At 67.9% G+C, this 26,032-nt stretch carries 28 protein-coding genes and 1 pseudogene; 14 read left to right on the top strand and 15 right to left on the bottom strand.

The window, feature by feature from the left end:
- Positions 1–12: 12 nt before the first annotated feature.
- From OO71_RS43495 to OO71_RS43475, 5 genes are all read right to left on the bottom strand, one after another.
- Positions 13–396: a hypothetical protein gene (locus OO71_RS43495; protein ID WP_033295954.1), complete on the bottom strand. Its 384-nt coding sequence runs from the start codon at positions 394–396 to the stop codon at positions 13–15.
- Between the two features lie 209 nt (positions 397–605).
- Entirely contained in the window at positions 606–1,784 is a 1,179-nt protein-coding gene (locus OO71_RS43490; protein WP_033295967.1) for a sensor histidine kinase, read from the bottom strand.
- Positions 1,785–1,792: 8 nt separating this feature from the next.
- Positions 1,793–2,440, bottom strand: a complete 648-nt coding sequence (locus tag OO71_RS43485; RefSeq protein ID WP_033295966.1) for a response regulator transcription factor — start codon at positions 2,438–2,440, stop codon at positions 1,793–1,795.
- Positions 2,441–2,590: 150 nt separating this feature from the next.
- A complete protein-coding gene (locus OO71_RS43480; protein ID WP_033295953.1) occupies positions 2,591–3,571 on the bottom strand; it encodes an aldo/keto reductase in 981 nt (326 codons plus the stop codon).
- Positions 3,568–3,969 carry a MerR family transcriptional regulator gene (locus OO71_RS43475; RefSeq protein WP_033295952.1) on the bottom strand — a complete coding sequence of 134 codons (402 nt, stop codon included), beginning with the start codon at positions 3,967–3,969 and terminating at the stop codon, positions 3,568–3,570. Before OO71_RS43475 ends, OO71_RS43480 begins: the two co-directional genes overlap by 4 nt.
- 84 nt (positions 3,970–4,053) lie before the next feature.
- On the opposite strand from OO71_RS43475, the gene OO71_RS43470 reads away from it, so the two are divergent.
- Positions 4,054–4,644, top strand: coding sequence for a TetR/AcrR family transcriptional regulator (locus tag OO71_RS43470; protein WP_033295951.1), 591 nt, complete (start codon positions 4,054–4,056; stop codon positions 4,642–4,644).
- Between the two features lie 150 nt (positions 4,645–4,794).
- Here OO71_RS43470 and upp read toward each other — a convergent pair whose 3' ends face one another.
- Positions 4,795–5,418, bottom strand: coding sequence for a uracil phosphoribosyltransferase (upp, locus tag OO71_RS43465; RefSeq protein ID WP_033295950.1), 624 nt, complete (start codon positions 5,416–5,418; stop codon positions 4,795–4,797).
- Between the two features lie 173 nt (positions 5,419–5,591).
- A complete protein-coding gene (locus tag OO71_RS43460; protein ID WP_033295949.1) occupies positions 5,592–6,044 on the bottom strand; it encodes a protein-tyrosine phosphatase family protein in 453 nt (150 codons plus the stop codon).
- A gap of 105 nt (positions 6,045–6,149) precedes the next feature.
- On the opposite strand from OO71_RS43460, the gene OO71_RS43455 reads away from it, so the two are divergent.
- The 7 genes from OO71_RS43455 (at position 6,150) to OO71_RS43425 (ending at position 12,605) form a co-directional block, all read left to right on the top strand.
- On the top strand, positions 6,150–6,776 hold the full coding sequence (locus tag OO71_RS43455; protein WP_033295948.1) for a DUF1707 SHOCT-like domain-containing protein: 627 nt from the start codon (positions 6,150–6,152) through the stop codon (positions 6,774–6,776).
- Positions 6,777–6,912: 136 nt separating this feature from the next.
- Positions 6,913–7,887, top strand: a complete 975-nt coding sequence (deoC, locus tag OO71_RS43450) for a deoxyribose-phosphate aldolase (RefSeq protein WP_033295947.1) — start codon at positions 6,913–6,915, stop codon at positions 7,885–7,887.
- Between the two features lies 1 nt (position 7,888).
- Entirely contained in the window at positions 7,889–9,322 is a 1,434-nt protein-coding gene (locus OO71_RS43445) for an aldehyde dehydrogenase family protein (RefSeq protein ID WP_033295946.1), read from the top strand.
- Entirely contained in the window at positions 9,315–10,181 is an 867-nt protein-coding gene (locus OO71_RS43440; RefSeq protein WP_033295945.1) for an aldehyde dehydrogenase family protein, read from the top strand. The genes OO71_RS43445 and OO71_RS43440 overlap by 8 nt, the downstream gene beginning before the upstream one ends.
- A 531-nt stretch (positions 10,182–10,712) precedes the next feature.
- Positions 10,713–11,120, top strand: a complete 408-nt coding sequence (locus OO71_RS43435) for a hypothetical protein (RefSeq protein WP_051793133.1) — start codon at positions 10,713–10,715, stop codon at positions 11,118–11,120.
- Positions 11,121–11,265: 145 nt separating this feature from the next.
- Positions 11,266–11,838 (top strand): PPE domain-containing protein, encoded by a 573-nt coding sequence (locus OO71_RS43430; protein WP_033295944.1) that lies wholly within the window; start codon positions 11,266–11,268, stop codon positions 11,836–11,838.
- A 14-nt stretch (positions 11,839–11,852) separates the two neighbouring features.
- Positions 11,853–12,605: an ESX secretion-associated protein EspG gene (locus tag OO71_RS43425; protein ID WP_033295943.1), complete on the top strand. Its 753-nt coding sequence runs from the start codon at positions 11,853–11,855 to the stop codon at positions 12,603–12,605.
- 6 nt (positions 12,606–12,611) lie between these two features.
- Here the strand turns inward: OO71_RS43425 and OO71_RS43420 are convergent, their stop codons facing one another.
- Together OO71_RS43420 and OO71_RS43415 are read right to left on the bottom strand one after the other, a co-directional pair.
- On the bottom strand, positions 12,612–13,112 hold the full coding sequence (locus tag OO71_RS43420; protein ID WP_033295942.1) for a DUF4232 domain-containing protein: 501 nt from the start codon (positions 13,110–13,112) through the stop codon (positions 12,612–12,614).
- 145 nt (positions 13,113–13,257) lie between these two features.
- Positions 13,258–13,890, bottom strand: a complete 633-nt coding sequence (locus OO71_RS43415; RefSeq protein ID WP_033295941.1) for a TetR/AcrR family transcriptional regulator — start codon at positions 13,888–13,890, stop codon at positions 13,258–13,260.
- Between the two features lie 199 nt (positions 13,891–14,089).
- Between OO71_RS43415 and OO71_RS43410 the strand changes: the two genes are divergently transcribed.
- The 3 genes from OO71_RS43410 (at position 14,090) to OO71_RS43400 (ending at position 16,792) form a co-directional block, all read left to right on the top strand.
- Positions 14,090–15,301 (top strand): cytochrome P450, encoded by a 1,212-nt coding sequence (locus OO71_RS43410; RefSeq protein ID WP_033295940.1) that lies wholly within the window; start codon positions 14,090–14,092, stop codon positions 15,299–15,301.
- 12 nt (positions 15,302–15,313) lie between these two features.
- Positions 15,314–16,513 carry a cytochrome P450 gene (locus OO71_RS43405; RefSeq protein ID WP_033295939.1) on the top strand — a complete coding sequence of 400 codons (1,200 nt, stop codon included), beginning with the start codon at positions 15,314–15,316 and terminating at the stop codon, positions 16,511–16,513.
- Positions 16,514–16,597: 84 nt separating this feature from the next.
- Positions 16,598–16,792, top strand: a complete 195-nt coding sequence (locus OO71_RS43400; protein WP_033295938.1) for a ferredoxin — start codon at positions 16,598–16,600, stop codon at positions 16,790–16,792.
- A 4-nt stretch (positions 16,793–16,796) separates the two neighbouring features.
- On the opposite strand, the gene OO71_RS43395 is transcribed toward OO71_RS43400, so the two are convergent.
- Positions 16,797–17,585, bottom strand: coding sequence for a class I SAM-dependent methyltransferase (locus OO71_RS43395; RefSeq protein WP_033295937.1), 789 nt, complete (start codon positions 17,583–17,585; stop codon positions 16,797–16,799).
- 50 nt (positions 17,586–17,635) lie between these two features.
- Between OO71_RS43395 and OO71_RS43390 the strand changes: the two are divergent.
- Positions 17,636–18,217 (top strand): annotated as a pseudogene (locus OO71_RS43390) (TetR/AcrR family transcriptional regulator); the annotation flags it as partial.
- 185 nt (positions 18,218–18,402) lie between these two features.
- On the opposite strand, the gene OO71_RS43385 reads toward OO71_RS43390, so the two are convergent.
- The 5 genes from OO71_RS43385 to OO71_RS43365 form a co-directional block, all read right to left on the bottom strand.
- Positions 18,403–19,491, bottom strand: a complete 1,089-nt coding sequence (locus OO71_RS43385; protein ID WP_033295936.1) for an ABC transporter ATP-binding protein — start codon at positions 19,489–19,491, stop codon at positions 18,403–18,405.
- A 13-nt stretch (positions 19,492–19,504) separates the two neighbouring features.
- Positions 19,505–20,293, bottom strand: a complete 789-nt coding sequence (locus tag OO71_RS43380; protein WP_033295963.1) for a carbohydrate ABC transporter permease — start codon at positions 20,291–20,293, stop codon at positions 19,505–19,507.
- An 86-nt stretch (positions 20,294–20,379) separates the two neighbouring features.
- Positions 20,380–21,303: a carbohydrate ABC transporter permease gene (locus OO71_RS43375; protein WP_033295935.1), complete on the bottom strand. Its 924-nt coding sequence runs from the start codon at positions 21,301–21,303 to the stop codon at positions 20,380–20,382.
- The gene (locus OO71_RS43370; protein ID WP_033295962.1) at positions 21,300–22,646 is read right to left on the bottom strand and encodes an ABC transporter substrate-binding protein; all 1,347 of its coding nucleotides are present in this window, start codon (positions 22,644–22,646) and stop codon (positions 21,300–21,302) included. Before OO71_RS43370 ends, OO71_RS43375 begins: the two co-directional genes overlap by 4 nt.
- The gene (locus tag OO71_RS43365; RefSeq protein WP_033295934.1) at positions 22,633–23,640 is read right to left on the bottom strand and encodes a zinc-dependent alcohol dehydrogenase family protein; all 1,008 of its coding nucleotides are present in this window, start codon (positions 23,638–23,640) and stop codon (positions 22,633–22,635) included. Before OO71_RS43365 ends, OO71_RS43370 begins: the two co-directional genes overlap by 14 nt.
- Before the next feature lie 132 nt (positions 23,641–23,772).
- Here OO71_RS43365 and OO71_RS43360 point away from each other — a divergent pair, with 132 nt between their 5' ends.
- Together OO71_RS43360 and OO71_RS43355 are read left to right on the top strand one after the other, a co-directional pair.
- Positions 23,773–24,762 (top strand): sugar-binding transcriptional regulator, encoded by a 990-nt coding sequence (locus tag OO71_RS43360; RefSeq protein ID WP_033295933.1) that lies wholly within the window; start codon positions 23,773–23,775, stop codon positions 24,760–24,762.
- Between the two features lie 39 nt (positions 24,763–24,801).
- The gene (locus OO71_RS43355; protein ID WP_033295932.1) at positions 24,802–25,938 is read left to right on the top strand and encodes an FAD-dependent monooxygenase; all 1,137 of its coding nucleotides are present in this window, start codon (positions 24,802–24,804) and stop codon (positions 25,936–25,938) included.
- Positions 25,939–26,032 lie beyond the last annotated feature (94 nt).

Genomic DNA, 26,032 nt, shown 5'->3' with positions numbered 1-26,032 from the left:
CGAACGGTTTCGTCAGGGGAACGCGACGCCGTACGCGGTGAGCAGCATCGCGGCGCCGAGCAGGACCGCGCCGCCGGTGGTCACGCCCATGCCGAGCCGGGTGCGCAGCATCGCGAGGAAGAACCCGCCGGACTGCGCGAGTACCCCGAACAGCAACAGGAAACAGGCCACCCAGCGCGTACCGTCGGACAACCCGCTGGTGGCGAGCAGTTGCAGCGCGACGAGGGTGAGGACGAGCAGCACCCCGGCGTGCGCGTGCCCGGCGCGGAACAGCCCGCGCTGCTTGTCGGTGAGATCGCCGCGCCGGAGCACTCCGGCGAGTGCGTAGCCGCCGTACATGACCGTGGGCAGCGACACGAGCGCGATGACGGTGAACAGCTGAATCGGGCCGTGCATGAGGTCCTCCTTTGCTCCGGCCGCAACTGTAACAGTGTTTTAAAACGCTGTCACCAAACTTCCTCCGCGTTACCGAGGAGCACCCCAATGTGGCATTGGGTGCATGTGACGCACCGAATGCCACATTGGGTGCGTCAGATGCACCGAACGCCACATTGGGTGCGTCAGATGCACCCAATGCCACATTGGGTGCGTTGAGAAGGGAAGCGCTATGCCCGCTGGAAACGCAGGGTGAAGGTCGCGCCGACACCCGGTCGTCCGGCCGCGGCAATGGTGCCGCCGTGTCCCGTGACGACCTCCTGCACCAGCGCCAGTCCCAGCCCGAACCGGCGTCCTTCACCGTTCACACCGTGCGCGAAGCGTTCGAAAAGCCGCTCCGCGTCCTGCTGAGGGAAGCCCGCGCCGGTGTCGCGGACCCGGAGTTCGACATGCTGGGCGTCCGGGTTCTCGAGGCTCACCTCGATCGAGCCACCCGGTGGCGTGTGCCCGATTGCGTTGTCCAGCAAGGCAGACAGCACTCGCCGCAACGCCGTCGGCACACCGGGTACGACGTCCTCGAGCCCCGGTGAACGGCTCAGCCGGAGATCCACCCGGCGGTCGTTCGCGCGCACCGATTCCGCCGCCACCGCCTGTTCCGCCAGCATCGCCAGCGCCACCGGCTCCAGCTGCGGACGTTCGCCGGACGCCTGCGCGGACAACAGCAGATCGTCGACCACCGCGCCGAGCTCCCGGGTGCCCATGACCAGCGTTTCCAGGTCGGTCGTGCTGGCGATACCCCGATGCGCTAGCAGCTGGGTGCGGGTGTGCAGCCGGGTGAGCGGCGCGCGGAGTTCGTGCGACGCGTCGGCGACGAAGGTCCGCTGCCGCCGCAAGGCCTCGCCCAGCGGCCGGATCGCGCGGCCGGCCAGCACGTACCCGCTGATCACCGACGCGATCAGCACCACCAGCTCCGCCAGCCCGAGGCCGAGCAGCAGCTGCTCGCGGTCGGAGATCAAGTAGTGCTGGTTGAAAAACGCCTGCCAGACCTCGCCGCCGCGGTTGACCGTGCGGACGGTGTACCGCGCGCCGTCGAGCGTGAGTTCCTCGGTGACCACGTCGCCGTTCCGTGGCACCGGCGGCGCTGGCGGCAGCGTGAACGGCAACGGCCCGCCCGGCGCGTGCCCTCCCGGGGTGACCAGCCAGACGCAGCCGGGTGGCGTCGCGGACAGACCGCCGTCCAGCGTGTACGCGAGCTGCCGGTCGGTTTCGGCCGCCTGCCCGCGCAGCAGCACCCAGTACGCGATCGTGCCCGCGGCGAGCACGACCAGCGTGATCACCACGGCGATCTGGCTCGCGATCGTCCGCCGCGTGCGCCGCAGCGCCCGCGCCTCCGGGTCGACCGTGCGCACCCCGCGGCTCACACTGCGCCGATCTGATAGCCCAGCCCGTGCACCGTCTTCACGACGTCCCGGCCCAGCTTGCGGCGGAGATAGTACACATAAGTGTCCACAATGGACTCCGCGGCGGACTCGGTGAACACCCCCTCACGCAGCGAAGCCCGCGGATGAATGGCTTTCGGCCGCTGCGCGAGGGTGCGCAGGAGTTCGAACTCGCGTCCGGACAGCGTCACCCGCTCGCCGCGCGGCAGCACGACCTCGTGCCGCTGCAGATCGAGCGCGGCGGCACCGAGCGGCAGGGATTCGGCGTGTTCCGCATCGCGCCGGCACAGCGCCCGCACCCGGGCGAGCAGCTCGTCCGTTTCGAAGGGTTTGACCAGGTAGTCGTCGGCTCCGGCGTCGAGGCCGCGGACCCGGTCGGCCAGCTCGCCGAGCGCGGACAGCACCAGCACGCGGGCAGGCACCGCCCGGCGGCGCAGCTCCGCCAGCACGGCGAGCCCGTCGACCACCGGCAGCCGCCGGTCGAGGATCACCACCTCGAACTTTCCGGTGAGCCCGAGGTGCAGGCCACGCTGACCGTCGTGGGCCACCTCGGTCTCGTACCCGGCCGCGGTGAGCAGCTCGGCGAGCATCCCGGCGAGTTCGCGATCGTCCTCGACCAGGAGCACCCGGGAAGCCTCCGGGATCTCTGCCTCATCGTGCACGGACCCATACTCGCAGTGATCCGGCCGCCAGACCCTCGACTTTCGTAGGCAATCCCCGGGATCCGGCCAGTCAAGGGATTTTCGGGCAACTCTCGCCGATGCGGGAATACCGGGTTACTTGTCCACAATGCGGGCGAAGGACTCCGGATAGCGGGCTCCCGCAACCGCATCCGCCGGAGCTGCCCGTTCGATCGCCGCAATGTCCTCTTCGGACAGTGCGAGCCCGGCCGCGGCGACGTTCTCCTCCAGGTACTTCCGCCGCTTCGTGCCCGGGATCGGGACGACGTCGTCTCCCTTGGCGTGTACCCAGGCCAGCGCGAGCTGACCGGCGGTGACGCCTTTGTCCGCAGCGAGCGCCCGCAGCGCGTCGACGATCGCCAGGTTGCGGGCGAAGTTGTCCTCGGCGAACCGCGGCATGCCCCGGCGCATGTCACCCTCGGGCAGATCCTTCGCCGAACTCACCGTGCCAGTAAGGAAACCGCGTCCCAGAGGAGAGAAAGGTACGATCCCGATACCCAAATCTCGGCAGGTACCGAGGATTTCGTCTTCGATCCCGCGCGTCCACAGCGACCATTCGCTCTGCAGCGCGGTGACCGGATGTACGGCGTGCGCGCGCCGGATGGTTTCGGCACTCGCCTCGGAAATCCCGGCGTAGCGGATCTTTCCGGCCTCGACGAGCTCGGCGAGCGCACCCCAGGTTTCCTCGATCGGCACTTGCGGGTCGACGCGGTGCTGGTAGTAGAGGTCGAGGTGGTCGACGCCGAGCCGCTGCAGTGACTCGTCGCAGCACTGCTTGACATACGCAGCGTCACCGCGTGCGCCCATCCCGGCCTCGGTGTGCACGATGCCGAACTTCGTGGCGAGGACGACCTCGTCCCGGCGACCGGCGATCGCGCGGCCGACCAGCTTCTCGTTCTCCCCCGCGCCGTACACGTTCGCCGTGTCGAGCAGGGTCACCCCCAGTTCGAGCGCCCGGTGGACGGTGGCGACGGACTCCGCGTCGTCGTCGTGCACGCCGTACGCGTGGCTCATCCCCATGCAGCCGAGGCCCTGCGCACCGACCTCGAGCCCGCCGAGTTTCCTCGTTCCGATCACGCGGAGATCTCCTCCATGGCGGGCGCATTGCCGAAAGCCTTGCGCTCGATCTGCTCGTAGTTGGCGATCTTGTAGTCCAGGATGTCGAGGCAACCCTGCAATTCGGCGATCCGGTCGGCCACCGACTGCCGCTGCTCCACCAGGATCGCCTTGCGCCGCCCGGCGCTCGCGACCCCGTGCCTGCGCAGCGAGGCGTACTCGCGCATGCTCTTGATCGGCATCCCGGTGAGCCGCAGCTTCGTGAGGAAGCCGAGCCAGGTCAGGTCGTCGTCGGAGTAGGCGCGCCGCCCCGCCGAATCGCGGGCGGGCGGTTCGAGGAGCTTGATCCGTTCGTAGTACCGGAGGGTGTCGATCGACAGGCCGCTACGTCGTGCGGCTTCCGCTATCGAGTAGCTCATGCGGTCGACAGTACGACCTGGAGTGCACTCCAGGTCAAATGTCGCCGTTCGCGTTCCATAACGCTGTTGCGTTACGCTCGGTGCATGCCGCGCCCCCGTACCCACGACGAAGCCCTCCGGCTGAAACTCCTCGACCGGGCGGGCGAGCTGATCTCCGCCGACGGCCCGAAGGCCCTGTCGCTGCGTAAGCTCGCCGCGGATTCGGGCACGTCGACCACCGCGGTGTACTCCCTCTTCGGCAGCAAGCCCGACCTGGTCAACGCGCTGTACGCGGAAGGGTTCCGCCGGTTCGGGGCGCGCCTGGCGACGGTTTCACGCACCGGCGACCCGGTCACCGACCTCGTCCGCCTCGGCATCGCGTACCGGGAAAGCGCCCTCGCGGACCCGCACCTGTACGCGATCATGTTCACCCGCTCGGTACCGGGCTTCGAACCGAACACCGAGGCCGACGAGGTCGCCCGCGCAACACTGAAGCCACTGGCCGAAACCGTGCGCGACGCGGTGTCGTCCGGACAGTTCCAGGACGTCGCCCCGGAGGTCATCACGGTGAGCCTGTGGGGAATCGTGCACGGCCTGGTGACGCTGGAGCTGTCCGGACGGCTGCCGGAGGGGTTCGACGTTGCGGCTGCTTATGAGAAAGCCTTGCAGGTCAATGCTTCCGGGTGGCTGCGTTGACGGGTTGTTGCGTGGTTGGCCGGCGGTTGGTTCCTGGCTGGCGGTTGGTCCCTTGTTGCTGATTGGTCCCTGGCGGCTTCCCGGTCGCCGATCGGTTCCCGGTCGCCGATTGGTTCCCGGTCGCCGATTGGTTCCCGGTTGCCGATTGGTTCAGACCGCGCCGTATTGCCGGTCGCCGGCGTCGCCGAGGCCGGGCACGATGAAGCCGGAGTCGTTGAGCCGCTCGTCGATGCTCGCGGTGACCACGCGCACGGGTAGCCCGGTCCGTTCGAGGTGCGCAAGCCCCTCGGGCGCGGCGAGCGCGCAGATGGCGGTGACGTCGGTGGCCCCACGATCGGTGAGCAGGCGAATCGTGTACTCCATCGACCCGCCGGTCGCGAGCATCGGGTCGAGCACCATCACGGCCCGGTCCGCGAGCGACTCGGGCAGCGATTCGAGGTACGGGGTGGGCTTGAGCGTCTCCTCGTCGCGAGCGAGGCCGACGAACCCCATCTGCGCGTCGGGAATGAGCTTGTGCGCCTGGTCGGCCATCCCGAGCCCGGCCCGCAACACGGGAACCAGCAGCGGCGGGCTGGCGAGCCGATAAGCCTCGGTACGCGCGACGGGCGTGTGAATGCGCTCGGTCCGCACGGGCACGTCGCGAGTGGCTTCGTAGACGAGCATGACGGTCAGCTCGTGCAGCGCATCCCGGAACGCCGCGCTGTCCGTACGCGCATCCCGCATAGTCGAAAGCCGAGCCTTGGCCAACGGGTGATCGACGACGTGCACATCCATGCGAGACAACTTAGCCCGTCGGCGCCGTGGACCGCCGCCTCTTCCCGCCACGAATCCCCTTTCTCCAGAAGTCCGTGAAGGGAACCATGAAGGAATCTGATTCCGTGAAGGTTCCCTTCACGGAATCAGCCGCAGCTGCCGCACGGGTCACCGCCGCAATCGCCGCCCCAAGGTCACCGATCCCGGGCCTGCTCCGCGAACCACCGCACCCACCGCCGCTGCCACGGGGTCTCCACCGCCCGCTCATGGTGGTTCTCCCGCACCCACGCGACCGCGTCGTCCGGCGGCAGCCCGCCGAGCGTCGCCAGGCAGGCCAGCACCGTCCCGGTCCGCCCGACTCCCCCGTAACACGCCACTTCCACCGCTTCCCCCGCCTTCGCCCGCGCGTGCAAGCCCTCGATCTCCCGGCGGGCACCGTCGCGATCGGACGGGAGCAGGAAGTCGGGCCACCGGATCCAGCGGTGCTCCCAGGTCAGCGCGGCGTCGTACTTCGCGCGCATCCGCCGGGAACCCAGGTACAAACCGAACTCCGGATCCGGGCCGCCGGGAGCAGGCCGCCCGAGGCCGCGAGCCCGCAGTTCGGCACCGTCCGGGAGCACGAGGGTCCCCACCAACGCAGAATCCATCACGCAATGATGGCCTTATCCGTCGTTCGATGGACCCCGGTACCACCCGATGCGGCTAGGCTGCCCCGGGTGAGTGAACACCCAGCCACGCCGGGACCCGACCAGATGCGCATCTCGGACGCCGACCGCGAGCAGGTCGCGCAGGTGCTGCACCAGGCGCTGTCCGAAGGCCGTATCACGATCAACGAGCTGGAAGAGCGGCTCTCCACGGTCTACGCGGCGAAAACCGTCGGCGATCTGAAGCCCGTCACCGCCGATCTGCCTGGCAGCGCCGTCACGACCACCGCGTCCGCCGTCCAGCCGGCCGCGGCCCGCGCGCTCGGGCTGCCGGACAACCGCATCGGCGGGCATCCGGGTTCCACCGTGTCGGTCGGCGTGATGTCCGGCGCGATGCGCAAGGGCAGCTGGGTACTGCCGCAGCAGCACACCAGTTTCGCGTTCTGGGGCGGCACGCAGATCGACCTGCGCAACGCCCGGTTCGCGGAGAGGTCGTGCACGATCACCGCGGTCGCGATCATGGGTGGCATCGAGATCACCGTGCCCGACGACATCAACGTCAACGTCACCGGTTTCGGTCTCATGGGCGGCTTCGTGCTGGAGGACAAGTCCGGCGCCCCGCCCGCACCGCCGACCGCTCCGACGGTCACCATCAACGGCCTCGGTTTCTGGGGCGGCGTGGTCGTTTACCGCAAGTCGGCCAGGCAGCAGGACCCACCGCGGATCGAGTCCTGAAACCGGATGCACACGGCACCGACAAAATCCGCCGGGCGCGGACGACAGGTGTGGACAACTCCGCGCCGGAGCGCAGTCATCCACAGATTTCGATGAGCGCCCCGGCAGTGGCCGCGACGCACATACACTCAGCGGTATGACAGCTACCACCAGCCCGGCAGCAGCACCGGACGCCCCGGAGCAGCTGGCGGACGTCACCCGCGACGAAGCGAGTCTGCGGCGGTTCCTGCACGGGCTGCCCGGCGTCGACCAGGTCGGCGTCGAGCAGCGGGCGGCAGGACTCGCGACCCGGAGCATCAAGAAGGAGGCCAAGCGATGGGCGATCGACACCGCCATCTCGATGGTCGACCTCACCACGCTCGAGGGTGCTGACACCCGCGGCAAGGTCCGCGGGCTCGCGGCCAAGGCAATGCGGCCGGACCCGGAACGGCAGGACTGCCCCCGAGCCGCGGCGGTGTGCGTGTACCCGGATCTGGTGGAGACGGCCGTCGACGCGCTCGCGGGCAGCGGGGTGCGGGTGGCGAGCGTGGCCACCGGTTTCCCGGCCGGGCGCACCAGCCGTGAGGTGAAGCTGGCCGACACCCGGCTCGCCGTGGAGGCCGGCGCGGACGAGGTCGACATGGTGATCGACCGCGGCGCGTTCCTCGAAGGCCGCTACCGCGAGGTGTTCGACGAGATCCGCGCGGTGAAGGCGGCGTGCGGGTCGGCGCACCTCAAGGTGATCCTGGAAACGGGTGAGCTGGCCACTTACGACAACGTGCGCCGTGCGTCGTGGCTTGCGCTGCTGGCAGGTGGGGACTTCATCAAGACGTCCACCGGCAAGGTGTCGCCTGCCGCCACGCTGCCGGTCACGCACGTGATGCTGCAGGCGGTGCACGACTGGCACGAGCGCACCGGCGAGCTGCGCGGCGTCAAGCCCGCGGGCGGGATCCGCACCACGAAGGACGCGATCAAGTACCTCGTCGCGGTACACGAGGTCGCGGGCGAGCAGTGGCTCACGCCGGAGCTGTTCCGGTTCGGCGCGTCGAGCCTGCTCAACGATCTGCTGCTGCAGCGGCGCACCCAGGTGGACGGCCACTACAGCGGCCCCGACTACGTGACGGTGGACTGAAATGGGCATCTTCGAATACGCCCCCGCGCCGGAATCGCGCGACATCGCGAACCTCAAGGAGCACTACAAGCCGTTCATCGACGGCGAGTTCGTCGACGGGTCGGGTGAGCCGCTCAAGACCGTGAACCCGGCCACCGAGGAGATCCTGGCCGAGGTCGGCACCGCATCAGCGTCCGATGTGGACACTGCGGTGAAGGCGGCGCACAAGGCGTACACGTCGGTCTGGTCGAAGATGCCGGGCACGGAACGGGCGAAGTACCTGTTCCGCATTGCGCGGCTGATCCAGGAACGGTCGCGCGAGCTGGCCGTGCTGGAAACGCTGGACAACGGCAAGCCGATCAAGGAGTCGCGAGACTCGGACGTACCCACGGCGGCCGCGCATTTCTTCTACCACGCGGGATGGGCCGACAAGCTCGCGTACGCGGGTTACGGACCGGATCCGAAGCCGCTCGGCGTTGCGGGGCAAGTGATTCCGTGGAACTTCCCGTTGCTGATGCTCGCGTGGAAGATCGCCCCGGCGCTGGCCACCGGCAACACGGTGGTGCTCAAACCGGCCGAGACCACGCCGCTCACCGCGCTGGTGTTCGCCGAGATCTGCCAGCAGGCCGAGCTGCCGCCGGGCGTGGTCAACATCCTGCCGGGCGCTGGCGACATCGGTGCATCCATTGTGGAGCATGGGGACGTCGACAAGATCGCGTTCACCGGCTCCACCGAAGTCGGCAAGCTGATCCAGCGCACGGTGGCGGGCACTCGCAAGAAGCTCACGCTGGAACTGGGCGGCAAGGCGGCGAACGTGGTGTTCGACGACGCGCCGCTGGACCAGGCCGTGGAGGGGATCGTCAACGGGATCTTCTTCAACCAGGGCCACGTGTGCTGCGCGGGATCGCGGCTGCTGGTGCAGGAGTCGGTCGCCGACGAGGTGATGGAGAAGCTCCGGTACCGCGTGTCCACGCTGCGGCTGGGTGACCCGCTGGACAAGAACACCGACATCGGCGCCATCAACTCGGCCGAGCAGCTGGCGAAGATCCGCGGCCTCGTGGAGTCCGGCGACGCGGAGGGAGCCCAGCGGTGGACGAGCCCGTGCCCGGTGCCGGATCGCGGATTCTTCTTTGCCCCCACGGTGTTCTCCGACGTCCACCAGTCGATGCGCATCGCCCGCGAGGAGATTTTCGGGCCGGTGCTGTCGGTACTCACCTTCCGCACGCCGGAGGAGGCGGTGGCGAAGGCGAACAACACGCCGTACGGCCTGTCCGCGGGAATCTGGACCGAAAAGGGGTCGCGCATCCTGTGGATGGCGAACCAGCTCCGCGCCGGTGTGGTGTGGGCCAACACGTTCAACCGCTTCGACCCGGCCGCCCCCTTCGGCGGTTACCAGGAGTCCGGTTTCGGCCGCGAGGGCGGACGCACCGGTTTGGAGGCCTACCTCAGTGTCTGACCGTATTTCCGTCGCCAAGACCTACAAACTGTACGTCGGCGGCAAGTTCCCCCGCTCGGAATCAGGCCGCGTATACCCGGTCACCGACGCCAAGGGCAAGTTCCTGGCCAACGCAGCACACGCGTCCCGCAAAGACCTGCGCGATGCAGTTTCCGCCGCCCGCAAGGCTTTCCCGGGCTGGTCGGCGGCCACTGCGTACAATCGTGGCCAGGTCCTGTACCGGGTAGCCGAAGTACTGGAAGGTCGCCGCGACCAGTTCACCAGCGAAGTCGCCGCGTGCGAAGGAGTCCCGGCCAGCAAGGCGAAGTCGTTGGTGGACGCAGCCATCGACCGCTGGGTCTGGTACGCAGGCTGGACCGACAAGATCGCGTCGGTACTGGGCGCCGCCAACCCGGTGGCAGGTCCGTACTTCTCGTTCACCGTCCCGGAACCGACCGGAGTGGTGGGGGTGCTGGCGCCGCAGGAGTCGTCGTTGCTGGGCTTGGTCACGGTGCTGGCGCCGGTGCTGGCGTCGGGGTCCACGGCGGTGCTGGTGTCGAGCGCGGAACGTCCGCTACCGGCCATCACGCTGTCGGAAGTGCTGGCAACGTCGGACGTCCCCGGCGGAGTGGCCAACATCCTCACCGGCCGCGCCACGGAACTGGGCCCGTGGCTGGCCTCCCACGCAGACGTCAACGCATTGGACCCGACCGGCGCCACCCCAGCCGACCGGATCACCCTGGCCCGCGAAGCCGCCGGAACAGTGAAGCGGGTACTGAGTGTCCCGGACGCGGACCCGGACTGGACCGCCGAACCCGACCTGTCCCGCCTGAGGCGCTACCTGGAGGCAAAAACGGTCTGGCACCCACTGGGAGTCTGATCACAGCGACCGCGGGCCGCAGGCCACTGCCGCCCGACGTCAGGGCTCGCTTCCCTGGGCCTTCGCCGCGGGGCCGCTCGCTGCCCTACGACAGGGCTCGCTTCCCGGAGCCTTCGCTCCAGGGCCACTACCGCCCGACGACGGGGCTCGTGTCCTGGGGTTCCCGCCGCGGAGTTCTGCGGTCTGGATGCGAGGGCTCACACCGCGGGGGCTCTGCTGCGCAGCTATGGACCGTCGCGCAGAGCAGCGTCGCCCGCGGGTGACGGAACACTCGGCGCGGAGTTTCTGCGGTCTGGCTAGCGCGTGTCCTAGCTGGGCTCCCCTTGGCCCGTCACTCGCCGTCGGCTCACGTCGCTCGCCTTCTCCCGAGCGGCGAGGGCCTTCGGCCGTCGAAAAGCTTCCCCTGTTGCGCGGAGTCCGTGCCCGGACTGCCCACATTTTGACGTCACACGGTAAGCGATCGGCTACGGTGGAGTACCCGGGCGGGTGACGTCCGGGCAACGGAGGCACGCCGCGGGGAGGTATCGACACGTGAACGACCCGGCGCCCACCTGGTTGACCGGCCTTGGCATCACCATCACCCCCAGCACGTCCGCCGGGCCGGGCTTCACGTTGAACCGCGACGACGCGATGAGCATGCTCAGGCTGGCGAAACAAGCCCGCGACCAGCTCCGCGACATGCGGGCAACCGCGGCGAACCTGGGCAGGCTGACCCCGCCCGCCGACGACCCGGCCAGCACGGCGTACAACACCCGTCTGGTCGGCGACGGCCAGGCGACCGGCGCGTTCGGGGCCGGGGTCGCGCACGTGGACCAGATGTACACCTACACCGCCGATCTCGTGGTCAAGCTGCAACAGGCACTCGGAATCACCGAGAACGCCGACCGCACCGCCGCCGACGACGTGCGCCCCTCAAGCCCAGGCGGGCGGCCGGGATGAATACCCCACTCGTGGCCGGATTCGCGGCCAACACCGCAGCCGCCGACCCGCCACTCACCAGCACCGCAACCACCGAACCGCCAGCCACCAGCACCGCAACCACCGACCCGCCACTGACCGGTCCTCCGCAGGAAGCCGTTTCCTGATGGGGTTCTTCGACCGGATCGGGAACAACCCACCCGACACCCAAGCCGACAACGTAGGCGACCTACCCCCCGACCAAAGCCTCCCCGCACCGGACCTCGTGCGGAAAATCCTCGACGGCGCAGGCACCGAGAGCTGGCACGACGGAAGTACCCAGGCAACGACCCTTGCCCGGCAGCACGATGAAGTGAGCGACGTGATCTCTCGGATGAGCGCGGGCCTCGAAGCGGCCTGGACGGGCGGCGGGGCCGATGCCGCACAGGCGAGAATCCGCCCGCTGGTCGACAGCGCGGCGGAGGCTGCTCGGGTCTACGCCGCCAATGGCGCCAATCTCACCGATCTCGCGCATGCGTTCGATGCGATGAAAGCCTCACTACAGCCCATGCCGACGCCGCCGCACCAGGATCTCCACGGCAAGGCGGCTCCGTGGGACATCGACACCGAAACGGAAATCGCCGAGTACAACGCGTTGGCGCAGCAGAACGTCGATCGGTACCGCGACTACGTCCGGCATGCGCGGGCGAATGGCCAGGCGCTGCAAACCGAACTGCCCGGCCCGGGCCACGGCGGTTGAGGGCGCACGAACTGATGACGATCATCGAGCGGCCGGTCCGGATGCCGCGGCTCGCGTTTCTTGCCATCTGGGACCACGGCGAACTCGGCGACCCGCCGGCGGTCGTCGAGGAGACCCCGAGGTACGTGACCGACGACTTCACCGCCAAGCTGCGCAAGCAATCCCTCCGGCTGCTGGCCCAGTTCGGGCTCGCGGCGGGCGACTCGCCGACCCCGCGGCTGCGCGGCACGCTCCGGCTGCTCGCGGGCGCGCGACGCGAGGTGTACGCCTGGAGCGACTTCGGCCGTCACCGCGGCGACAACGGTGCGATTCTCGTCTCCGCGGCCGGGCGCGAGGCCGTCCGGCTGACCACCGACGAGCGCACGGTGCAGCTCGAACCCGTGTCCCCCAAGGACATTGCCGCGAGTCTCGTCGACGCGCTACCCGGGTGCGACGCGGCAAGGATCCGGCCGTTGCAGGTATCGAAGGCGTACTACGACGCCGCTTCCCCCGATCCGCTCGCCGAATCCTCCGCAGCAGCCGACCAGCTACGACACCTGATGCGCGCCGAACGCGATGCGCTGCACCAAATGCACGCGGCCCGGCGAGACAGCGACGGCGAGCGTGTACACAGCACCGCCCTGTCCGCCATCGACCTGACCGGACGCGGCCGCGTACTCAGCTTCGTCAACGACGATGACGACGGCGCGCCGCAGATCAACCTGTACTCGGGCACCCGCACGCACCTCGTCGACGCGCTCACCCTCACTCTCGGCGGACTGGTCTAAAACCGATCACACCGCAGGCGCAACCCCTGCCACGAGCGCACCGACGTCGATGGTGTGGCTGCCCTCGTTCGCGTCCACCGCGCCGAAGGGCCAATCCACCGTGACGCCGGGGACGGTGATCCCGTTCGGCGTCTGCTGCTCTTCCTCCGGCGCGATCGCGGTCCAGTGCAGCGGGACGTACGCCGACGAGCCGTCCGACAGCACCACCGGCGGTGCGTCGGCCGCGGCTTCGTTGTTCACCAGCACGTTGTGCGCGCCGATGAGTCCGACGTCGACCCGGCCCGGCAAGGAACAGCGCTCACCCGGGTTCGCGGTGAACTGCAGCGCGGCGTTGCGGTTGCCCGCGCCCGCGCCGCCGTACACGAGCTTGGCCGTGACCTGGTCAGCCGAGCACTGCACCGGCGAACTCGACGGCGCAGCACCGGCCGGACCGGCGAAGATCGCGGCCGCTCCCCCGGCAACCGCGACGGCCGCCCCGACCGCTATGGCAATACGGCGAACAGTCATGGTGGTCCCCTCCCCAACGATCACCGGCAACGGTCACCGGCGATCACCCGATAACGATCACCGGATAAGACGCCCGTACCCGCCATCGGATGTCCCACTGTGAGATCGCCCCCACCCAAGCAACCAGCCGGGCAACCCCGGGAACTCACAGCAGGTCGCGCCGCCCCAGCGGTCGCCCCGGCAACGGCGTACCCGGCTTGGCCTGCAGCCCGTCGATCATGATCGCGACGCTGCGCGCAGTCGCCACCTGCGGCGACTTCACGCGGTGCGCCGGCAGCTGCCGGATCATGCGCGCGAACAGCACCGCGATGTCGCCCGCCCCCACGTCCGGCCGCAGCGATCCCTCGGCCTGCGCGCGGACGACCAGCGACTCGACCTCGGTCAGCAGCTTTTCCCGCAGCTCCGTGACACCGGGATCGTCCTTGAGGATTTCGTGTGCCCGCTGCGAGAGCATCGCCAGCTGCATCGACAGCTGCAGGTCGAGGCCGTGGTACAGCAGCCGCACGAGGGCCCGCCACGCCGTCGGCTCCTCCTCGGTGAAATCCTTGGCTTTCTCGAGCACCCGGGCGAAGTTGTCCATCGCGACCGCGCGGATCAGCGCTTCGCGGTCCGGGAAGCGCCGGTACAGCGTGCCGACGCCGACGCCGGCCGCGCGCGCGATCTCCTCCATCGGGACCTCGGGGCCGTGCTCGGTGAAGATCGCCCTGGCGGCCGCGATGATCTGGTCCCGGTTGCGCTGCGCGTCCGCCCGCAGCGGCGCCTCGGGGTCTGCACTCATACCCGGCCTTCCGTTGGTTCGCGCGGATTCTCCCATGCCCGACCGGCGGCACAAACCAGACAGCAAACAGCGCCGGACAGTCATTGTCACCCCGTTGCTAGTGGACGACGATCCTCCACTTCGGTACCGTGGGCAATGAACCGGAATGTAATCCTCCACATTCGTTCCGTCACGGGGCAAACCCACCACAGGGGGTCCAATGACCGATTTCGCCCACGCCGAGCAGGTCCGCTTACCGGCGAAACGAACCTGCCCGTTCTCTCCGCCACCGGGGTACGAGCAGCTACAGGCGGCCCGTGCGCAGTACGTCGAGCTCGAGCACACCGGCCAGCACGTCTGGGTGCTGTCCCGGCACGAGGACGTGCGCGCGATGCTGAACGACCCGAGGTTCAGCTCCGACCGGCTGAACCCGGCCTTCCCCAACCTGTTCCGGGACGGCAACCGGCCGGCCGGGAGATTCCGCCCGTCGCTGATCTCGATGGACGCGCCGGAGCACGGCGAAGCCCGGCGGGAGGTGCTGGGCGAGTTCACCGTGAAGCGGATGAAGGCGCTGCAGCCGCGCATCCAGGAGATCGTCGACGAGCACCTCGACGCGATCCTGGACGGCCCCAAACCGGCCGACCTCGTGTCCGCGCTGTCGCTTCCGGTGCCGTCACTGGTGATCTGCGAACAGCTCGGGGTCCCGTACGCCGACCACGAGTTCTTCCAGGAGCACAGCTCAAGGGCGCTCAACCGGGAAGGACGCGACGGAGAGCGCAATGCGTCGGCGATCGCGCTGCAGGATTACCTGTCCGACCTCGTCACGGCAAAGGAAACCGCACCCGCCGACGATCTGCTCAGCCGGCAGATCGCGAAGAAGCGCGCCGAGGGCACCTACGAGCACGACGAGCTGGTGTCGCTGGCCGCGCTGCTGCTGATCGCGGGGCATGAAACCACCGCGAACATGATCTCGCTGGGCACGCTCGCGCTGCTCGAAAACCCGAGCCAGCTCGAGAAGATCAAGACCGACCCCGGCCGGACCGCCGACGCCATCGAGGAACTGCTGCGGTACTTCACCGTCGCCGAGGGGGCCACGTCACGGGTCGCGGTCGAGGACGCCGACATCGCCGGGGTCACCATCCGCGCAGGTCAGGGCGTGATGGGCCTGAGCCACGCGGCCAACTTCGACACGTCGGTGTTCCCCGAACCCGGGCAGCTCGACGTCGAACGCGGCGGCAGGCACCACATCGCGTTCGGGTTCGGGCCGCACCAATGTCTCGGGCAGAACCTCGCACGGATGGAACTGCAGATCGTCTTCGACACGATGTTCTGCCGCATTCCGACGCTTCGCCTCGCCGCGCCCGTCGACGAGCTGCCGTTCAAACACGACTCCGGGGTTTTCGGGCTGTACTGCCTCCCGGTGACCTGGTGAGGGGAGAAAACGATGACCACCACTGAAGAGTTCCGCATGCCGGTCGCCCGCACGTGCCCGTTCGCGCAACCCGAGCAGTACACGCAGATGCGCGACGAAAAGGCCCCCGTGCGCGTACCCCTTCCCAACGGCAGCAAAGCCTGGGTCGTGACCCGGCACGAGGACGCGCGCCGCGTACTCGGCGACCGCCGGTTCTCCTCCGACCGGTTCCACCCGAACTTCCCCTTCCTGACCGAAGGCGGGACCAGCATCCGCCCGTCGGAGAAGTCGATGATCGGCATGGACGCACCCGAGCACACCGAGGCCAGGAAAGTGGTGCTCGGTGAGTTCACCGTGCGGCGGGTGGAAGCACTGCGGCCGCGGATCCAGCAGATCGTGGACGGGCTGATCGACGACATTCTCGCCACCGAAGGCCCGGTCGACCTCGTCGAGAAACTCTCGCTTCCGGTGCCGTCGCTGGTGATCTGCGAACTGCTCGGCGTGCCGTATGCCGACCACGACTTCTTCCAGGAACAGACCATGGCGATCGTCCGGCGCAGCGTCCGCCCCGAGGACCGGCGGGCGGCCACGGAGCGGCTTCGCGAGTACCTCAGCGACCTGGTCAAGCAGAAGGAAGCCGACCCCGGCGACGATCTGCTCGGCAGGCAGATCACCAAGCGCCGCGCTGAGGGCACGTACCGGCACGAAGCGATGATCGGGCTGTCGTTCCTGCTGTTGGTCGCCGGGCACGAGACCACGGCGAACATGATCTCGCTCGGCACCGTGGCGTTGCTGCAGCACCCCGACCAGCTCGCGATGATTCGTAAGAACCCGGAGAAAACGCTCCCCGCGGTCGAGGAACTGTTGCGGTACTTCACCATCGTCGAGTCGGCGACCTCGCGGGTGGCGACCGGGGACGTCGAGGTCGGCGGGGTCACCATCAAGGCCGGCGACGGCGTGATCGTGCTGGGCTACGCGGCGAACTGGGACCCGGACGTGTTCGAGAACCCCGCGGAGCTCGACCTCGAACGCGGCGCACGCCACCACGTCGCCTTCGGATTCGGGCCGCACCAATGCCTCGGCCAGAACCTCGCGCGGATGGAACTGCAGATCGTCTTCGACACCCTGTTCCGCCGCATCCCGACCCTCGAGTGCCCCCTCCCGGCCGACGAACTCCCGGTCAAAGAGGATGCGGTGATCTTCGGGCTTTACCGGCTGCCGGTGACCTGGTGACGCACCGGGACCACGGCCTGTACCGGCGGCCGGTGACCTGGTAGAGATCAAGGTGCTCCCACCACGAGCGAGGAAGAGGCAACCATGAAGATCATCGCGGACACCGGCAAGTGCGTCGGCGCCGGGCAGTGCGTGCTCACCGAACCCGCGCTGTTCGACCAGAGCGAGGACGACGGCACGGTGATCGTCCTCAACGAAACGCCCGACGGCGCACTGGTCGAGGCAGCCCGCGAGGCGGTGAACGTCTGCCCCAGCCAGGCGCTTTCGTTGCAGGAGTAGCCGGTTACGCGCGAACGGCGGTCACCGCGGCGGTCGAGTAGGTCGTCGTCAGGTGGCCGCCGAGCGCGTCGATCGCCGCGCCAACCTCGGCCAGTACCTGGTCACGCTGCGCCGGCGTGGCGGCGGTGAGGCCGCCTTGCGTGGCGAGCAGGTCGAGCCACTGGTCGCGGTTGTAGTCCTGCGTCCATTCGTAGGGCCATTGTTCCGGCTCGGCGAAGGCGCCGGTGTCGCGAAGGCTGTCCGCAACCTTGTCCAGCAGCGGCTGGTATCCGGACAGGCTCGGCCGTTTCACGTAATCGGCGTCGAACGGCGCATCCGGAATCGCGCGCCGGATCGCGGCCGCGAGCGCCTCGCCGATCTCCTCGGGCGGCTGGAACACGTGCCAGAACGCGGCAAACCGGCCGCCAGGCCGCAGTACCCGCGCAGCCTTCGCAGCGCCGACCACCGGGTCGACCCAATGCCAGGCCTGCCCGGACACCAGCGCGTCGAAGGTACGCCCGGACGGGTCCCACTCCTCGAAAGTCGCGACCTCGACGTCGAACCCGCCGCGCCGCGCGAACTCGGCCATCCGCGCGTCCGGCTCCACGCCGAGCACCACGCACCCGGCCGCCCGGAACTGCCTGCCCTCGATCCCGGTCCCGCACCCGACGTCGAGAAACTCCCCGCCAGGACTCCCGCCGACGATCGCGGTGACCAGGCCATCCGGATAACGCGGACGAGCCCGGTCGTAACGGTCCGGGTCGACGCCGAACGACTCGGCCATCGCCCGATGCTGGTGCGGTAAAGTGGGCATGCGCCCACCATAGTGGGCAAGCGCCCACTTGACCAGAGAGGCGGCTGGAGTTGCCCACCGGGATCCACCTCCGCGACGTCCGCGCGCAACTCTTCGACGCCGCCGAGCGCGTACTCCTGCGCGACGGCCCGAGCGGACTGACGAGCCGCGCGGTGACCACGGAAGCAGACTGCGCAAAAGGCGTACTGCACAAACATTTCGCCGACTTCGACGCCTTCCTGGCAGACCTGGTACTGGACCGGATCCACCGACTGGAATCCCGCCGCGACGCTTTACTGGAGTCAGCCGGAACCGGCGACCTGATCACCACAATCGCCGACGTACTCACCGAAGTCTTCGAATCGGTAGCGGTATCGATCGTCGCCCTGATCACCTTCCGCGACGAACTACGCACCCGCCTCCGCAACGCCCGCCCCACCGGCGTCCCACTGGCAACCGACGCCGCACTACTGCTGGCGGATTACCTGGCCGCAGAACAATCCCTGGGCCGCCTGACCCCAACCGCCGACGTACAAACCCTGGCCCCCACCCTGATCGGCGCAGGCCACCTACTCTTCGCCGACCGCACCGCCCAGCCCCCCAACCACGCCGCCCTGCACAAAATGATCACCACAGTGCTCTCCAGCGCCCTACCCCCCACTCCACCCAACCGCAGCGGCCCACCCGCTGGACCCGGGCAGCCAGCCCCCGCCCTGCACCCCGATACGAAGCCCAAACACGTGCGGAGGGGGCTGTCAAGGCATCTTTCCCGCCTTGACAGCCCCCGCAGAACGTAGTCACAATCCCGGCTTCGGGGTGCCCCCACGCAACACCGGGTTCAGCTCAACCGCAACGTACTCCCCGGATCAAACGCATGCGTCTCCCCTTCCCCCCGAAGCGCGACCCGCACGTTATCCCCGATCCGAGGCGGAGTCCGCCCATCCACCCGCACCACGAACCGATCATCACCGACCTTCCCATGCAGGTAAGCGTCGGCCCCCAATTCCTCCACCAGCTCCACGACGAGCTCGAACCCCTCGTCCGCCTCCCCCACCAGCCGCAATGCCTCCGGCCGGATCCCGAACACGATCTCCGACAACCCGGCCGCCTGCGCCGCGGACCGCACCGAAGTCGGCAGCGGTACCACGAGATCCCCCAACTGCACCCCACCATTCGACAACGGCAAGGTAGCCAGATTCATCGCCGGAGAACCAATGAACCCGGCGACAAACGAATTGGCCGGATTCTCATACAACTCCCGCGGCGAATCGCACTGCTGCAGCACGCCATCCTTCAACACCGCCACCCGATCACCCATGGTCATGGCCTCGACCTGATCGTGGGTAACGTAAATCGTGGTGGTACCAAGCCGCTGCTGCAGCTTCGCAATATTGGCCCGAGTCTCCACCCGCAGCTTGGCGTCCAAATTGGACAGTGGCTCGTCCATCAAGAACACACTGGGCTCACGAACAATAGCCCGCCCCATCGCGACCCGCTGCCGCTGCCCACCCGACAATGCCTTCGGCTTCCGATCAAGGAACCGCGACAGATCCAGCATCGCCGCCGCCTCGTCCACCCGCTTCTTGATGTCAGCCGACGAAAACCCGCGCAGCTTCAACGCGAAACCCATATTGTCGGCCACCGTCATATGCGGATACAGCGCATATGACTGGAACACCATCGCAATGTCACGATCCTTGGGCGGCAAATCGGTGACATCGCGGTCGCCGATCCGGATCGTGCCCTCGTTCACCTCCTCCAGCCCGGCGAGCATGCGCAGCGCGGTGGACTTTCCCGATCCGGACGGGCCCACCAGCACAAGGAACTCGCCGTCCGGTACCTCGAGGCTCAGCTTGTCGACCGCGCGGACGCCCGGGTTGCCGGGGTAGACACGCGACGCCTGGTCGTAAATCACTTCTGCGGACATCTGCGCTCTTCCTTTACTTCACAGCACCCATGGAAAGGCCACGGACAAGGTGGTTCTGCGCGAACCAGCCGACGATCATCACCGGCAGCGAGGCCAGCAACGCGGCGGCGGACAGCTGGGCCCAGTACAGGCCCTCGCTGGTGATGAAGCCGACCAGGAACACCGGCACCGTGCCGGCCCGGGCGGCGGTGAGGTTGACCGCGTAGAAGAACTCCGTCCAGGAGAAGATCACGCAGATCAGCGCGGTCGCGGCGATTCCGGGGGCGACGACCGGCATGATGATCTTGCGCAGCAACGTCGGCAGGTTCGCCCCGTCGATCCGCGCCGCCTCGATCATCTCCCCCGGCACCTCCAGGAAGAACGACCGCATCATCCAGATCGCGAGCGGCAGATTCATCGAGGTGTACAGAATGATCAGCGCCCACACCGTGTCGAGCAGGTTGGTGTTCTGCGAGATCACGTACAGCGGAATGATCGCCGCCACGATCGGCAGCATTTTCGTGGACAGGAAGAAGCTCAGCGCATTCTTCGTGCCTTTCACCGGAGCCAGCGACAGCGCGTACGCCGCCGGAATTCCCAGCAGCAGCACCAGCAGCGTCGAAATCACGGTGACGAAAGCCGAATTCGCGAGGTATGGCAGGAACCCGCTGTTCAGCACGCCGGCGATCTGGTCGAATGTCGGCGAGAAGAACAGCTTCGGCGGATCGGTGTAGGCGTCGGATTCCTGTTTGAATGCGGTGAGAATCATCCACAGCAGCGGGAAGACGAACAGGATCGCGATCACCCAGGTCGCGACGGTCAGTGCGCCGGGGCCGTAGCGGCGTTTGGGCCGTCGGCCCGGGGGAGGCGCGGCGGCCGTGGTACCCGGTGCGGTGGCGGTTGCGGTGCTCACTTGGTGCCTCCGTCCACGGAGAACGCGCGGAACATCAGCCGCAGGGCGAAGGTCGCGACGATCATGGTCAGGATGACCACGACGACGCCCATCGCCGAGGACTGGCCGATGTCGAAGCCTTCGAATGCGCGCTGGTAGATGTAGAACGGCAGGTTCGTGCTCGCCGTGCCCGGACCGCCTTGCGTCATCAGGAAAATCGCGTCGAAACTGTTCACGATGTAGATCGCGCCGAGCAGCGTGGCCAATTGCAGGAAGCGCGACAGGTGCGGCAGCGTGATCGACACGAAGGTGCGCCAGCGGCCCGCGCCGTCCACCGACGCGGCCTCCAGCACTTCTTTCGATTGGCTCTGCAGCCCGGCGAGAATCAGCAGCGTCATGAACGGCGTCCACTGCCAGATGATCTGCGCCATCACCGCGGCGAGCGGGAATTGCGACAGCCAGTCGAGGTCGGTGCCGAACACGAAATGCAGCAAGCCGTACGTCGGGTCGAACATCGTGGTCTTCCACAACAACGCACCGGCCGCCGGAAGAATGAGGAACGGCGTGATCAGCAGCGTGCGCACGAAACCGCGGCCGAAGAACTTGCGGTCCAGCAGGATCGCCAGCCCGAGGCCGAGCAACAGCGCAAGGAAGACGCATACCAAGGTGAGGACCACGGTGTTCACCAAGGCACCGAGGAACGTCGAATCGGTGAAGACGTCGATGTAGTTGCGGAACCCGACGAAATGCCGGGAGCCAGGGCGGACGAGGTTCCACGACTGGAACGAGTAGTAAATGGTGAGCAGGAACGGAACCTGGGTCACCGCGATCACGAAGATCAGTGCGGGCAGGAGCGGCAGTCGCCGTTTCCCGGATGCGGCGGGCGCCTTTTTCGCGGCGGCAGGCGCGGCCGCCGGAGCGGTCACCGACAGGGTGCTCATCGCTGCACCTCCTGGTAGGACTTACCGACGGATTCCGCGTATTTCTGCGCCTGCGCGAGCGCGTCGGCCACCGAAGTCTGCCCGGCGATCGCGGCGGACAGCTGCTGACTCACCCGGGTACCGAGGTCCTGGAACTCCGGAATTCCGACGAACTGGATGCCGGGATACGGCACCGGATTCACCATGGTCTTCTGCTGATTGGCCGCCGCGATACCTTCCAGCGTCGGCTTTGCGTACGCCTTCGCGGCGTCTGCGTATTGCGGGATTTCGTACGTCGAATTGCGAGTGCCCGGCGGCACGCGGTTCCAGCCGAACGTTTCGCCGACCTTCTTCGCGTACGCCTTGTCGGTCATCCACGCCATGAACTTCCAGGCGTCGTCCTTGTTCTGCCCGACCTTCGGAATGCCCAGCGCCCAGGTGTACAGCCAGCCGCTGGCCTGCGTCTTCTCCACCGGCGCCGCGACGTACCCGTTCTTGCCGCCGACGCGGCTGGTGGCCGGGTCCTCGGTGGTACCCGTCATCGACGTGGCGTCGTACCACATCGCGGCCTGCCCCTGCGCATAACGCGTGCCGCATTCGGTGAACCCGGCGCTGGCGGCGCCGACCTCGCCGTGCTCCCGCAACAGGTTCACGTAGAAGTTCGCCGCCTGGGTGAATTCCGGGCTGGTCAGCTTCGCGTTCCACTGCTGGTCGAACCACTGCGCACCGAAAGTGTTGGCAACAGTGGTGAACGGCGCGAGGCTTTCGCCCCAGCCGGGCTTTCCGCGCAGGCAGATTCCCGCGATCCCGGCTTGCTTGTCGTCGAGTTTCGCGGCGTACTCGGCAATCTGCTGCCACGTCGGATGGTCCGGCATGCTCAAGCCGGCCTTCTGGAAGAGATCCTTGCGATAGACCACAAAGGACGATTCACCGTAGAACGGCACGGCGTACATCTGGTTCTCGTACGACAGCGACTGCCGGATACTGGGGATGAAATCGTTCTCGTCGTACCCGAGCGTGGCCTTCATGTGCGGTTCGAGGTTTTCGAGCCAGCCGTTGGCCGCCCATTGCGGGGCCTCGTAATTGCTGATCATCACCACGTCGAATTCCCCGCCTTGCGTGGCGGTGGACGCGGTGATCTTGGCCCTGGCCTCGTTTTCCGGCAGGGAAACGAACTTCAGCCGGATGCCGGGGTTGGCCTTTTCGAACTCGCCCTTGAGCGAGATCGCGTCTTTCATCTGCGGGTTGGACACGATGGCGACGACCAGTGTCCGCCCGCCGGTACCGAGCGAACCGGCTCCGGCGCATCCCGTCACGAACAACGCTGTTGCGGCAAGGAGGCACAAGAGCTTACGCACGGCCACCACCTCCGGGGAGTACCTGGATCTTGAGACCGGACCCGCTGCGCATTTTCGCCAGCGCTTCGGGGTACTGCTCGAGCGGAAGAGTGTCGGTGATCAACGCGTCGGTATCGATGTACCCGTTTGCGACCAGGTCGAGTGCATTGGCATAGCTGTTCAACACCGCCATGGAACCGACAATGGTGATCTCGTCGTTGTAGATACGGAACGGTGAAAGCGCAACGCGGGCTTCGGCCGGTGCAACGCCGAATACGAGCAGCCGTCCACCGCGGCGGAGCGCGTCGAAAGCGGATTCGATGGCGGGCGCAGCGCCGGTGCAATCCACTGCAGCGTCATAGAGTTCGCCGTCCAGTGCTTTCACGTCCTCGGCCACCCCGACCGCACCGAGGCCGGTCGCGCGCGGCAGCCGGGAGGCGTTGCGATCGACCATCGTCACTTGGGCGCCGGCCCGCTGCAGCAGCTGCTGCATGATCAGGCCCATCGTTCCGGCGCCGACCACAAGGAACCGTTCGCCCGCTTCCACGCCGATCCGGCGCACGCCGTGCACCGCACAGGACACCGGCTCCACCAGTGCGCCCTGCTCCCAGGTCAGCGAGTCGGGCATCTTGTGACAGGTGTCGGCGGGTACGGCGACGTACTCGGCAAACGCGCCGTTGACGGTGTCGCCGGTGGCATTCCAGTTGGCACAGAGGTTTCCGTGACCCGAACGGCAGGCCGGGCAGTACCCGCAGTAGATCGACGGGTCGACCGCGACGCGGTCGCCGATCTGCCACTCGTCCGGCACGTCCGCGCCGAGGTCGACGATCTCCCCGGCGAACTCGTGCCCGGGGACGATGGGGTACGGGGTCGGCGGGAAGTGCCCGTCGGCGATGTGCAGGTCCGTGCCGCAGATCCCGCAGGCACCCACCTTCACGACGACCTGACGCTCCCCTGGCTTCGGATCGGGAACCTCACCGACCCGGATCTCCCCGGGCCGGTCCACGATCGCGGCACGCATGCCTTCATCCCCTTCCTCAACGCTCGAATGAGCAAAATTGGCCTATGGCGCAGGTAACATGCGTAGGCATTACAGGCGCTACCCTGGGGATCCGTCAACCGCCAAAGCTCATTTTTGCGCTATCATGCTCAAGTGAGCAGGAAAAAGGGTCCTCCGCCGCTGACCGAGACGCTCGTGCTTGCCACCATGGCCAGGCGCTTCTACGTGCAGGGCGCGTCCAAGCTGGAGATCGCCGACGAGTTCGGGATGAGCCGGTTCAAAGTCGCGCGGATGCTGGACACGGCACTCGACAGCGGGCTGGTGCGGATCGAGTTCGACCTGCCCGCGCCCATCGACGTCGAACTGTCCGACGACGTCCGCCGCGCCTACCATCTGGACCGCGCGCTGGTGCTCGAACGAGCGTCGGAGAACGAACCGCGGGAAATCGTCCGCAAGCAGGTCGGCGCGCTGGCCGCCCGGCTGCTGGAGGAGACCACCACGCTGGACGACGTGATCGGGCTGTCCTGGGCGCGGTCGGTGAACGCGATGACCGAGGCGATCCGGACCCTGCCACGCTGCCCGATCGTTCAGCTATGTGGGGTACAAGCGGGCATGGACATGCGTGGCCGCTCGGTCGAGACGGTCAGCCGCGTGACGTCGGTGTCCGGCGGCGATTCGTACCCGATCTTCGGCCCGCTCGTCCTGCCGGACCGGCGGACCACCGAGATCCTGCGGCACCAGCCGGGTATCGCGGAAACGTTTGCGCAGTTCGGCAAGCTCACCAAGGCCGTGGTCAGCATCGGTGCGTGGGAGGCCGGAGAGTCCACTGTGTACGACGCGCTGGACGAGGCCGAACGCGCCGCCATCGCCGCCCGCGGCGCTGCTGCCGAGGTCGCCGCGCGGCTGTTCGACTCCGCCGGCAACCCACTGGGTACCGGGCTGGCGCACCACGTGCTCGCCATCAGCACCGAGGAGCTGATGGCCGTCCCGGAGGTGATCGCGATCGGGTACAGCCGCCCGAAAGCCGAGGCCGTGGACGCGGTCCTGCGGTCAGGGCTGGTGTCCACGCTGGTCACCGACGCCGCAGCAGCCGTGCCACTGCTGGAACTCGCCCGGAAGAAGCCGGTGCCCGAGCCGTCGTAAGCGCCGGTGCCTATGCTGGAGCCCGAATGGGGGCGCGGCATGGGCAAAGCAGTGGTCGTCGGCGGAGGTATCGGCGGGCTGGCGGCAGCGATCGGGTTGCGGCGGATCGGCTGGGACGTCACCGTCTTCGAACGGTTACCCGGCGAGCTGGACGACGCCGGGTCCGGAATTTCGTTGGCCGCCAACGGAGTTCGCGCATTGGACGCGCTCGGCGCGGGTGCCGCACTCCGCGCCGCCGGGTGCTTCCAACGCACCGTGAGCACCCGAAGTCCGCGCGGCGCCTGGCTTGCCCGCATGGACGGAACCGAACTCGAACGCGTCGCGGGTACGCCGATCGTCGGCATTGCGCGGTACGAACTCCACCGGATTCTGCGTGAACTCCTGCCCGGCCAAGTGGTACGCGCGGAAGTCACCGGAGTTGACGGCACCCGCGTGGTCACGACGGATGGCGACCACGAGGCAGACGTGATCGTCGCCGCCGATGGCGTGAACAGCCTTCTGCGCAAGCATTTCTTCCCCGCGCACCCCGGCGCTGTCTACAGTGGATCCACCGTGGTCCGCGCCATCACCGCCGAGCCACTGTCCTCTTCGGACTTCAACCTGACGTGGGGCCGGGGGGTCGAGTTCGGGCACATCGCACTCACCGACGGCCACGCCGAATGGCACGCCGTCCTCACCGCACCGGCAGGCGTCCGTTACCCCGACCCGCTGGCGGAAATGCACCGCCGCTTCGGCACCTGGCACGAGCCGATCCCGGCGCTGCTGGACGCAACACGCCCGGAAGACGTGCTGCACCACGATGTGTACGAACTGGTCACCCCATTACCGTCCTATGTGTCCGGTCGAGTGGCCTTCCTCGGCGATGCCGCGCACGCCATGCAACCGAACCTCGGCCAAGGCGCCTGCCAAGCCCTGGAAGACGCCGTCGTACTGGCGAACTCGCTGGCCACCAACGATATCGACCCTGCCTTGACCCACTACGACCGCGTACGCCGCCCCCGCAGCCAGGCAATCGCCCGCGCCGCCCGGCAAGCCGGCCGGATGGGTCAGCAGGTGACGAATCCCGTGGTGATCGCCGCCCGGAGTGCGGCATTCCGGGTCACGCCGCCGAAGCTGTTCGCGCGGTCCCTGCTGCGGCATACCCGCTGGCTGCCGCCGGACCTCGCCCAGCCCTAAGAGTTCCTAACAGAAGGTTTTGATGTGGCGGTAGCAGATCACGCATGTCGCCAGACCGAGGAACGCTTCGTGGATGTCATCGCGGCGTTCCCAT

Source organism: Amycolatopsis jejuensis (assembly GCF_000717335.1).
Classification (GTDB): domain Bacteria; phylum Actinomycetota; class Actinomycetes; order Mycobacteriales; family Pseudonocardiaceae; genus Amycolatopsis; species Amycolatopsis jejuensis.
Note: the sequence above shows the minus strand (reverse complement) of the source record. Positions and strands in the feature narration are given on the sequence as shown.